Genomic DNA, 11,541 nt, shown 5'->3' with positions numbered 1-11,541 from the left:
TATAAGCATATCCCTTTGTATACTCTTCATTATTATAAAGTCTAAGAGGAGCATTCAATCCATCCTCTCCACTTGCACTCTGAGCAACTTCATTTAAGACTTCTTGGACTTGTTCTGAAGTGAGATTGGTTAATCCATTAAGAGAATTAATCAGCTCTTCTTGAGCAAAGAGAGTGCTAAGAGCTTCATCTATTAAAGCATAGCGATACATCTCTTTAATAAGGTTGCTTTGCTTATCTCTTAAAGTATTCACTACACTTTGAGTAAGAATATTGTTTGTAAGTCCTCTGCCTATTTGGGCTAGATTTCTTCCTAGATTAACAAAGTTATCTCTTATTCTCTCTCTTCCTATAGAGCTTAAGAGATCATTATCCATACTCAAACTTGCATTTAAGGCTCTCTCTACTCTCTCTTCTTCTGTATATTCACTCTTCTCTAAATTGCTATTAACTCCTAGATTCTTGAGAGTTTGAAGAGATGTTTGAGTTTGTAAGTCTTTCTTACTCTGTGCATTAGGGAGAATTGTATCTTTGGAAAAAGAGGGTTGATCTTGTAAGCTCTCTATTCCTTGATTACTCTGTGGAGAGGAAGTGAGAGAAGAATTAGGAGAAGGGGGAAGGAAATTGTATACATTCTCTTTATCTTCTAAACTCTTTAAAGTAGAGAATTGAGTAAGAGTAGGGGAGGGATCTTTAAGAGAGGATTGATCACTTAAAGAAATATGTATCTCTGCCTTAGGATTTAAGCTTCCTATACTTGCATAGCTTACTCCCTCTCTCCCCTTTCTCTCTTCCAGTAAAGAAAGCTCAGTATTGCCACTTAGAGCAATTCCTAGAGAATTAGAGCTTCTCCCTATAGAAGTAGAGAGATTTAATCCATTGCTTTCTTGCTTACTTGTATTCTTAATATGCGTTGCTTTAATACTCTTAGCAGAGATGAAAAGAGTAGGGGATTTCTTATTCTCTATCTCTTGAATTTGTTTTATTTCTTGAGTGCCTTGTCTCTCTGTCTTTCTCTGATTGCTCTCCTCCTCTTCCCCTAATCCTATAACTCCTCCCTTTAGAGTAAGAGTATCCTCTAGAGTAATACTAAGAGAGCTAGAGGCTAGAAGAGAGGAGGGAGTATTAAGCCAAGAGACTTCCTCTCTCCCTCTCCCAAATCCTCCTCCTATACTTCCACTATCTCCATTTACTCCACCATTACCATTAAAACTCTTAGAAACTCTTAAATCAGTATCACTCTTAGAAACTACCTCTAACTCTTTGGCCTGTATACTCATATCCCTAGCAATAGCAGAGGAAGAGGAGAGAGTGAGTTTCTCTCCTGAATTGATAGAGAGGGAAGAAGCAGAGAGGGAAGAGGCCACATAGCTTACACTCTTTGCTCTCTCCCTCCTTTCTCCTCCCATCATATTGCTCCCATTCACTCCTGCTGTGCCAAAGCTCAGAGATACTCCATACTCTGTACTTTGAAAGTTTGAAGTTCTTTCATTGGCTAAAGCTTCAATTTTGACTTCTCCCCCTGAGTTAATCTCTATATCTTGAGCAAGAAGAGAGGAGGAGAGGAGGGTATAGGAAGAAGTGGAGGTAAAAGAGATAGAAGAGGCGGAGAGAGAGGAAGAAACTTGAGTGATGTCTTTGAAAGTAGAGTTTGAGATATTGCCCTCATATTCTGTAAATCCTCCTGCATAAAAGCCACTTCCATAAGAGCTAGTTAGACTTGAAGCAATGGAGGAAAATGAGGAAGTCAAGTTGGTTGTGTTTGTAAGAAGAGAGGAAGAGAGGAGGGCAAGGTTTGTTTTATAATCCTCTAGAGCTTCTTTGCTGATCTTTCCTTCCTTATAGTCTTGTTTTGCTTTTTTTAAAGCCTGTATTGCCTTATAAAGCCTCTTTTGTGCTTGATAGAAATCTTTCCCAGCATAATAAGCATCCACATAAGCATTGCCTATTTCTACTCCTACTTTTAACTCTCCCTCTCTATCTCTCTCCCTTCCCTCTCTCACTTCTTGCTCTGAAGAAATGGTTATAGAGGAAGCCAATGCTTGAATTTCACCCTCTGCTTGAATATTTGCAGCCTTTATATTAAGAGCATCTTTTGCACTCAAAGATATAGAGCCTACATTAAAGTGAGAGGCTACCACCTCTCTTTGACTGATTTGGGTGCTATTTTCTTTTTCTTTAAACTTCAATCCTGCTCTAAGCTTTCTTTTAAGATCAACAAATCCTCCACTGAGAGTTCTTGAATAAGAGGAAGAGGAAGTGGTGGTTGTGTTAAAGGCATTGAGGATATTAAGAGAGGAGGCAGAGTCGCTAATATTAAGATCACTTCCTATAAGATTTAAATCCTCATTATTTGTCTGAATGGAGAGATTTGAAGCAGTGATAGAAGAAGAGAGTGCACTTTCTTTACTCACTTTCTCACCCTTTTCTTTCTTAATCGCTCCCCAAAGGATATCTTTAGAAGAAGAGGAAGAGGTGGTGCTCTGATCATTCACAGAGCTAAGGGTAAAAGAGCCTGCAGTGATATTCACTCCTTCTTGAGCTTTAAGAGTTGCACCCAGCAAGAGCATATCTTCAGAAGTGGAGAGAGAAATATTCTTTGCTTCAAACTCTGCGAGGGTATTACTCTCTTGAGCAAGAGAGCTTGAAGAACCCTTAGAACTGAATAACTCTTTGTGAGAAGATGAGCTAGATGTAGAATGGCTAGAGAGAGCAGAGAGAGAAGTAAAGTCTTTGGCATTTAAGAGAAGATTTTCTTTTGCTCTCAATGAGCTTCCTACTGAAAAAACACTTTCAGAAGCATTGATTAAAATATTTTCCCCTACAAGTGTGTTGATAATGGATAAAGAATTAGATGTGGTTGTAGAGCTTTTTCTTCTCCCATCTGACCTATTAGAGTGTGAATAGTTCTCTTGTTTGTCGGCTAAAAGGGAAATATTTTTTGCATCAAGAGCAAGAAGGGAAGTAGCCTGAAGAGAAGAAGAGGAGGAAGTAAGAGAATTAGAGGCATTAAGTATGATATTTTTGGCATTCAAAGAATTTGTAAGAAGGGTATTTGAAGAGCTTAGGGCTGCTTCATCTCTAAAGTCTTTTTGCTCTAAGGTTTGAGTGGAGAGGGTGATGTCTTTTGCATTTAAAATCAGGTTATTTGTTGCATTAAGCTTTGTTGCAGAGAGGGAGAGGGTGTCTTTAGCACCCAGAGTGATATTTTTACCACTTAAAAAGCTTTCAGAGAGAAGGGTTTGAGATTGAGTGCTAAGGACTTTTAGATGTTTTGCACTCTTAGAGAGGGGAAGAGAAGAGGTTGGAGTCTCATCTCCTCCTAAGAGAGATATTTTAGAGAAGGCATACTCTTTATAGCTTTCTTGTGTATAAATGCTAGAAGACATTTTCATTGAATCTGCATTTAAAGCTAGATTTTCTTCTGCCTTAATCCTCCCTCCAAGATTACTAATCTCTCCCTTTGAGTTTAAAGTGATATTCTCTGCTTCTATACCTCCAGAATTCAGTATTTTCTCTTTAGTCTGTGCAAAAACTCCCCCACTTGCAATGATGCTTCCCTCATTATTAAGAACTTTTGCTTGGATATAGATACTCTCTCCTGCAATATTTCCACTCAAAGATGTTGAAGCCATATTAAGGATTGAGGGGAGAGAAAGAAGAAAATTTTTATTTTGTTGATTTTGAATAGTGTATTTGTTTTGAAGCTCTTGATTAAGTCTTTGGTTGAGAGCTAAAAGAATAGGGAGATTTTGGAGGGAGAGAGTGGAAGAAAAGGAATCTAGGTGGATATTGTTGAAATTTTTTAAAAGATAATTCTGATCATTTTTGCTCAGAGAGGATATAAAAGCATATCTCTCCTGAGGGCTTAGAGAGGTTAAAAACTCTTTTTGAGTTTCAAAGGAAAGAGAGAGGAGTCTCTGCTTAAAATAATCACTCAAGATAAAATCTTTAAGATTCTCTTCTGTGACTTCTTTTGCTTTGATATTTTGGGGATTATAGGAGTTAAAAACAACAATATCTTGTGTGTTAGGAGAGAGGGAGAGGCTATCTGCAAATAAGGGAAGAGAAAGATTGATTTGTGTAATTTGTGCAGCAGGATTATAGGCAAATACACCAAAGGCAGTCACATTCTTATGCCCACAAGTAAAAAAATCAAAGAAACCACATTTCACCCTCTTAGTGTAATGCTTAGCCTCCCTCCCACTTTTTATCACTTTTCTTAAAGCTTGTGTTGCATGGTTATTAAGCACTAAGACATCAAGATTGCTCTCTTTCTCTCCCCCAATTTGTCCATCAAAGTTCTCAAGATTTTGTGCTTGGATTACAAGTGTATTTCCTGCATAAAACATTGCAGGGCTATAGCTTTGAATTTTGTCCTCATAAATGGTTTGAATATAGTCCTTATCCCCTTCATTAAGATATTGAGATGAAGAAATAAAAGAAGGTCCCTTATAATAATCATAATCTTTCCATCTTCCTATTGTGATATGTTCTTGAGAAACTTTCTGCTCTGCTAATTTAATCTTTGCTCTATTAAGGATCTCATTGGCTTGAATAAAGGCATTTTCTTTTGCAAGAATAAAACCTTCAGAATTAATGATTTTCTCTGATTGGACTACTAGATTATTGCCTTTAATCAACCCATGGGTATTCCCAATCTCTTTGGCCCTAAGATTAAGGGTTTGGTTTGAGGAGAGAATAGAGATATTGTGTAAACTTTGAGCTTGGATAGAAGCATCCTCTAAAGAGAGAATATAGCCCTCATTGTTCAAGGTCTTTGAATGAATATGCATTGTTGAAGAAGAAAAGAGAGAAGGGAAATTCTCTCCCCCTTGCTCTTTGTGCGCTAATCTTTCTTTTCCATCTAATCCCTTATTTTCTTTAAATCTTCCTTGATTGATGTTCAGACTTTCTTGGATGACTTTATGAGTATTATCTTGTTTGTTGGGAAGAGAATTTGAAGAGAAATTCTCTTGAGAGAAAGAGTTATTCTCTTCTGCCCAATTCTCTCCCTCTCTCTTAGAAATCTTTAAATCCCCATTAATATCAATATAAAAGCCCCCATCCCCTTCTCTTTGAGTAGGATATGTAGCCATTACTCCTTTAATCTTTGCTTCCACTCCCTCATCGGATGCAACCATAAAGATAGAACTAGCATACACTCTTCCCAGATAGCCTACATCAAGAGCAAGGGAGGTAGAGTGATCTTCTCTTTGGATAGGTTGCCAGAGTAGAAGAGAACCTTTTTGATCCAAAGTAATCATATTAGAGCCTAGGATTGCTCTTAGTGTATTGGCATAAAGTTCTGCATTAAAAGAGAGACTTTTTGCCAAAAGGGAAAGAGAAGCAGATCCTAGAGCATTAAGAGAGTTAATATTGATTATGCCTTTTTGAATATTTAACTCTATATGCCCATTATCCATTATTTGAGGCAATGCAGTGGAGAGAGTAATATCATTGGCATTAATAAAGCCACAACCCTGACAAGTAATTCCATTTGGATTTGCAATTAAAAGTGAAGCAGAACTTCCTGCAATCTCCATAAAACCCAGTAGAGTAGAAGCAGAAGTAGAAGTGACTTGATTAAGAATAAAAGAAGCAGGATTGATGAGATTTGGATTAGCAGTAATCATCTCTCCTAATAGACTAGGAGTAAGGGCTAGAGTTGAATTATTAAAGATTAAGCCATTTTCTTTGACATTAAATTCTAAGAAGAGATTATTAGAGATCCCTTTGCTATCAGGAGATGCAATATTGAGAATATCCACCCCATTAGCAGAAATATCAAGGCTTGTATTTAAAGAAGAAGGGTCAATGATGATTGGAGGAGAGGAGGGTGTAGAATTATTCAAAGGCAGGGGATGATTTGAGATTGGAGAATTCAAAGAAGATACAGAGTTAGCACAGAGTGGAAGAAAGATAAGAGATAAAGAAAGGAGAGAAGATAAACAACATTGCAATAAGAAGGAAAGCTTTTTCATCATATTCTCCTTTTTTTAAAGGCAACCTAAATAAAAGCTTAGACAAAATCAAATCTTAAATTAATCAATCTTACACTAAAATTTACAGAGATGTTCATAAAATTTGTCAAAAATGATTTTTCTTTTGGAGAGAAAATGAAATTAGTTTTAGGTTTGATGGGTTCTATCTTATTGCATTCTCAAATTATTAACCCATCAGATCTTGTTGATAGGCTTAATTCAGCTAGAAAACAAAATCTTCTTCTTCAGGATCTTTCACCTCTTTTAATCCCGCCAAAAGAGAGTTTAAAAGAAGAAAAAGAATTGGAGGAATTAGAGGAAAATATCCAATCTATCACAAAAGAAGAGGGATTGCCTTGTTTTGATATTCACAGCATTACTCTATATGCTGATTTGTCAAAAGTGCTTGAAGAGTTTGCCTTTCTTGAAAAAAATCTAAAGAAATATAAGAATCAGTGTCTTAATCAAAAACAGATTTATATCTTGCTAGAAGAATTAAAAAAAGAAGCAATCAAGAGGGGATATATCACTACACTTTTTGCTCTTCCACCACAAAACCTTAAAAAGGGTGAGCTAATCATCAATATAGAAACTTCATTTGTGGGATCTATTCGCTATCCTTCTCTTATTGCATTTTGGGGAAAAGATTTTGCAATAAAAGAGGGTGATATTCTTAATATTTCTCCTCTTGAGCGAGGGATTTATAATTACAGAAGGCTTAAAACCCTTTTCCCAAGATTTTTTATTCAACCACAAAAAAGCAATAATACTCTGGCACAAACACAAATTGATGTGGAATTTGATGCAAAGCAAATCAGTGGAGTACCCCTACCATTCTATCTCTTAGTAAGTATGGATAATGGAGGTAATAGTGGAAGTGGGATTTATCAAACTTCGCTTCAAGCAGGAGTGGAGAATATTCTTTCTCTTGGAGAGATTCTGAGTTCTTATAGTGTGATTACCCCATATTGGAAAACTAATGCACATAGTCTTTATACTTCATTAGATTTTTCTATTCCCCTGAGGAGATTTATATTTTTTGCTTCAGGAAGTTATTCTTTTTATGCCTATCCCTTAAAATTCGTAGGAAGAGAGCTTAAGTATAGTGGCTATTTGACAAGTTTTGAGGTTAAGGGGAAGATTCTTTCTTATATGGATAACCTTAACCAGCTTTCAATCAATTTTGGATTGGGAAAGCGATGGGCAAAAAATTTATTAGAGAAAATTGAACTTCTTTCCCAAAGAAGGAATCTCACCTATATTTTTATTTCATTAGATTATCTAAGATATTTTCAAAATAGCTCCTCTCTTTCTCTTAGTTTGGGAGTAAAGCAAGGAGTTAAGGCCTTAGGGTCTATGTCAAATTTTCCAACTCAACAGAAAAATCCTCCAAATTTTTTCTATACTCTCCCTACTTTTGATTTGTATTTGAACATCCCTTTTATGTTGAGTAACCAACGTATGCGTTTCTCATCACTCATCAAAACTCAATTCTCACGCACCCAGCTTTATGCAAGTGAAAAAATGGGACTAGGAGGAATGTACAGTATTCGAGGATTTGAAAACAATGCTTTGAGTGGAGATTTTGGAATACTTAATCGAAATGATTTAGTTTATGATCTTTTAAATTTTAAAGGGTTTGCTATAACATCAAGTATAGGTATAGATATGGGCTATGTCATTGATCTCTTTACCCCTTCTAGTTTTATTTTAAGGAATAGAGGCTTTTTAAGTGGCGGGAGTATTGGATTAAGAATGAATTATAAAGAATATTTTCAAGTCCAATTGTGGGGTTATAAGGCTTTTTATAATCCTAGAAAAGAGAAGGAGCGATATTTTTATTTTTCTGTTGGATGCGGGATATAGATTAATTTAGCAAGAGAGACAAAATAAAAAATAAATAAAGATATAATTGAATTCATTAAGTTGATTTGCTATGAAAAAGAGAGATAATGGAAGAGAAAAAGATTTTTTTATGTCCTTGTAACCTGTATAAAAATTTTAAACGCTACTATGGAAGAATGGGAATTTTTTTACTCTTGGGTGTGATGTGTTTTATACTTGATCAATATGTTAAAAATTTGATTTTGCAAGGTTTTAGGTATGAGGGCAGTGTGATTTCTATTGTTTCAGTTTTAAATAAAGGTGTAGCGTTTTCAATGTTTTCGTTTTTAGGAGAGAATCTTAAGTGGATTCAGATGGGGCTTATTATTGTCCTTACTTATATTTTTTTGGTTTCACAAGATTTGCTTAGAAACTATTTCATTCCTTTTGGCCTACTTATGGGTTCTGGAGTATCAAACTTATATGATCGTTTTAAGCATAGTGGTGTAGTAGATTATATTTTTTGGCACTATAAATTTGAGTTTGCAGTGTTTAACCTTGCTGATGTTTTTATTAATATTGGGATTGGAATTTTACTTTTAATGATGATATTTTGGAAAAAAGATGAGAGAAAAGTAGTATAATCGCAAATTTTATGGGAAATTTAATATTACAGAGGTTGTATGTCTGAAGTCATAGGCATTAAATATCAAGATAAAGTTTTAGATCTTGCCACTGCCAAAGAAATGGGTGCAAGTGGTGAGGAAGTAGTTTTTGACAATTCACCCGAATCTCTCTTAATCATTCGGCATTCCTGTGCTCATCTTATGGCACAAGCAATCAAATCCCTCTATCCTGAAGCGAAATTCTTTGTTGGTCCTGTTGTTGATGAAGGTTTTTATTACGATTTTGAGGTAGAGAGTAAAATCTCAGAGGAAGATTTGCCAAAGATTGAAGAGAAAATGAAAGAGCTTGTAAAACAAGGCTTTGAAATTACTAAATGCACTTTCTCTCGTGAAGAAGTCATTGAGCGTTTTAAAAATGATGATCTCAAGATGGCGGTGATTTCAAAAATTGATTCCCCAATTTTAACTATTTATACCCAAGGAGATTTTGAAGATCTTTGTCGTGGACCTCATTTACCCAATACTAAGTTCTTGCATTCATTTAAACTTACAAAGGTTGCAGGTGCATATCTAGGGGGAGATGAGAAAGCTAAAATGCTTACGCGAATCTATGGGATTGCATTTTCTGATAAAGAATCTTTAAAACAACATCTTTTTCAGCTTGAAGAAGCAAAGAAGCGGGATCATAGAAAGCTTGGAAATGAGATGGGGCTTTTTGCATTTGATGAGGATGTAGGTGCAGGACTGCCTATTTGGCTTCCCAAAGGTGCAAGGCTTAGACGCACACTTGAAACACTTCTCACTCAAGCACATATTATTCGCTACTATGAGCCTGTAAGAGGACCAGAAATCCTTAAGAGTGATTTATGGAAAATCAGTGGGCACTATCAAAATTATGGTGAGAATATGTATTTTACACAGATTGATGAAGTAGAATATGGGATTAAACCAATGAACTGTGTAGGCCATATTAAGGTTTATCAAAGTTCTATCCGTTCCTATCGAGAACTTCCTTTAAGATTTTATGAGTATGGCGTGGTGCATCGTCATGAAAAAAGTGGAGTGCTTCATGGACTTTTAAGGGTGAGAGAATTTACTCAAGATGATGCGCATATCTTCTGTAAGCCTGATCAAATTTGTGATGAAATTGTTTCTATTGTGAAATTTGCTCAACGCATTATGAATGCTTTTGGATTTAAATATGAGATGGAAATTTCAACCAAACCAAAAAAATCTATTGGTGATGAGGCAATTTGGGAAATTTCTACACAGGCTCTTAAAGATGCACTGAGTTTTTGTGGGATTAAATATGGGATTGATGAGGGCGGTGGAGCGTTTTATGGCCCAAAGATTGATATTAAGATTACAGATGCAATTGGGAGAAAATGGCAGTGTGGAACAGTGCAAATTGATATGAATCTTCCACAAAGATTTGCGCTGGAGTATATTGATGAAGACAATACTGCTAAGCAACCTGTAATGATACATAGGGCAATTTTAGGATCATTTGAACGATTTATTGCTATTTTGATTGAGCATTTTGGTGGAGAGCTTCCATTCTTTATTGCTCCAACTCAAGTAGTGATTATTCCAATTTCAGCTCAACAGGTTGGATATGCCAATGAGTTAAGGGAGAAAATGCTGTCTCTTGGTGCTTATGCTGAAATTTTTAATAAGAATGAGACATTGAGTAAACGTGTTCGAACTGCTGAGAAGCAAAAGGTGCCAATGATTATTGTTTTGGGTGAAAAAGAAATGCAAAATAAAATCTTGGCAATCCGAGATAGAAGAGAGAAGACACAATATGAGTTAAGTGAAGTAGAATTCCTTAAACTTGTAGAAACTAAAATGAAAGAGGTTAGCTTTTGAGCAAAGAAGAAACATTATTAAATGAAGATATTCAACTAAAAGAAGTGCGTTGTATTGGTGAGGGTGGAGAGCAATTTGGGATTATGAGTTCTAGGGAAGCTTTAGAACTTGCAGTTGAGCATGATTTAGATTTGGTTTTGATTTCTCCAAATGCCAATCCGCCAGTTTGTAAGATTATGGATTATGGGAAGTTTAAATATCAAGTCGAAAAAAAACAAAAAGAGGCTAAAAAAAAGCAAAAGCAAATTGAAATTAAAGAGATTAAACTTTCTGTGCAAATTGCGCAAAATGATATTAATTACAAAGTGAAGCATGCAAGAGAGTTTTTAGAAAATGGTAAACATGTGCGTTTTAGAGTATTCCTCAAGCAGAGGGAAGTGGGTATTCCAGGCGTAGGACTTGACCTCTTGGGAAAAATTAGTGAGATGTTAGAAGATATTGCAATTGCTGAGAAAGAGGCAAAACTTGAAGGACGATATGTTAATATTCTATTTGTTCCTAAAAAGAAATAATTTTTAATCTTATGAAAGGAGAGTGAAAATGCCAAAGATGAAAACAAATCGCGGTGCAGCTAAACGTTTTAAGGTAAAAAAGAACCTTGTAAAGCGTGGCAGTGCTTTTAAAAGTCATATTTTGACTAAGAAAGATCACAAAAGAAAAGCTAACTTAAATGCACCCAAATATGTTCATGATGCAAATATGGATTCTGTAAAAAAGCTATTGTGTAAAGCATAATACAGAGTGAGTTGTAGTCCCCCTTTGATAAAAAAAGGGAAAGTTTGATGTAAATCACACCTAATAAAAGGTAAAGGAGAAAAGATGAGAGTAAAAACAGGCGTGGTAAGAAGAAGACGCCACAAGAAAATTTTAAAACTTGCTAGAGGTTTTTATAGCGGTAGAAGAAAACATTTTAGAAAAGCAAAAGAACAACTTGAAAGAAGTATGTATTATGCTTTCCGCGATAGAAAACAAAAGAAAAGAGAATTTAGAAGTCTATGGATCGTAAGAATTAATGCAGCTTGTAGAATGCACGATATGAGTTACTCTAAATTTATGCATGGTTTAAAATTAGCAAATATTGAACTTGATAGAAAAATTCTTGCTGATATGGCAATGAATGATATAGGTGCATTTTCAAAAATTGTAGAGAGTGCAAAGAAAGCCCTCTAATTTCCACTTCAACCCCTTCTTTTTGGAGGGGTTTATTTTCTTCACTTATTCCCTTTGATTTGTTTTTTG

General features: G+C 35.4%; 7 protein-coding genes. 6 read left to right on the top strand and 1 reads right to left on the bottom strand.

Annotated features, from left to right (window positions below; genetic code table 11):
- On the bottom strand, nt 1-5,983 hold a 5,983-nt coding region (locus CQA62_RS03395), incomplete at its 3' end, for a filamentous hemagglutinin N-terminal domain-containing protein (RefSeq protein WP_115585112.1).
- Nucleotides 5,984-6,118: 135 nt separating this feature from the next.
- Between CQA62_RS03395 and CQA62_RS03390 the strand changes: the two genes are divergently transcribed.
- From CQA62_RS03390 to rplT, 6 genes are all read left to right on the top strand, one after another.
- On the top strand, nt 6,119-7,849 hold the full coding sequence (locus tag CQA62_RS03390) for a ShlB/FhaC/HecB family hemolysin secretion/activation protein (protein WP_158653678.1): 1,731 nt from the start codon (nt 6,119-6,121) through the stop codon (nt 7,847-7,849).
- Between the two features lie 155 nt (nt 7,850-8,004).
- Nucleotides 8,005-8,451 carry a signal peptidase II gene (gene lspA / locus CQA62_RS03385; RefSeq protein WP_104724636.1) on the top strand — a complete coding sequence of 149 codons (447 nt, stop codon included), beginning with the start codon at nt 8,005-8,007 and terminating at the stop codon, nt 8,449-8,451.
- Nucleotides 8,452-8,490: 39 nt separating this feature from the next.
- Entirely contained in the window at nt 8,491-10,302 is a 1,812-nt protein-coding gene (gene thrS, locus CQA62_RS03380) for a threonine--tRNA ligase (RefSeq protein ID WP_115585110.1), read from the top strand.
- Nucleotides 10,299-10,814 carry a translation initiation factor IF-3 gene (gene infC, locus CQA62_RS03375; RefSeq protein ID WP_104724216.1) on the top strand — a complete coding sequence of 172 codons (516 nt, stop codon included), beginning with the start codon at nt 10,299-10,301 and terminating at the stop codon, nt 10,812-10,814. Before thrS ends, infC begins: the two co-directional genes overlap by 4 nt.
- A 28-nt stretch (nt 10,815-10,842) precedes the next feature.
- On the top strand, nt 10,843-11,037 hold the full coding sequence (gene rpmI, locus CQA62_RS03370; RefSeq protein ID WP_104724218.1) for a 50S ribosomal protein L35: 195 nt from the start codon (nt 10,843-10,845) through the stop codon (nt 11,035-11,037).
- 84 nt (nt 11,038-11,121) lie between these two features.
- On the top strand, nt 11,122-11,472 hold the full coding sequence (rplT, locus tag CQA62_RS03365; RefSeq protein WP_104724220.1) for a 50S ribosomal protein L20: 351 nt from the start codon (nt 11,122-11,124) through the stop codon (nt 11,470-11,472).
- Nucleotides 11,473-11,541: the final 69 nt, after the last annotated feature.

Origin of the sequence: Helicobacter cholecystus, from assembly GCF_003364215.1 — a bacterium.
Lineage (GTDB): Bacteria > Campylobacterota > Campylobacteria > Campylobacterales > Helicobacteraceae > Helicobacter_G > Helicobacter_G cholecystus.
The sequence above is the reverse complement of the archived record's forward strand: the minus strand, read 5'-3'. Positions and strand labels throughout refer to the sequence as shown.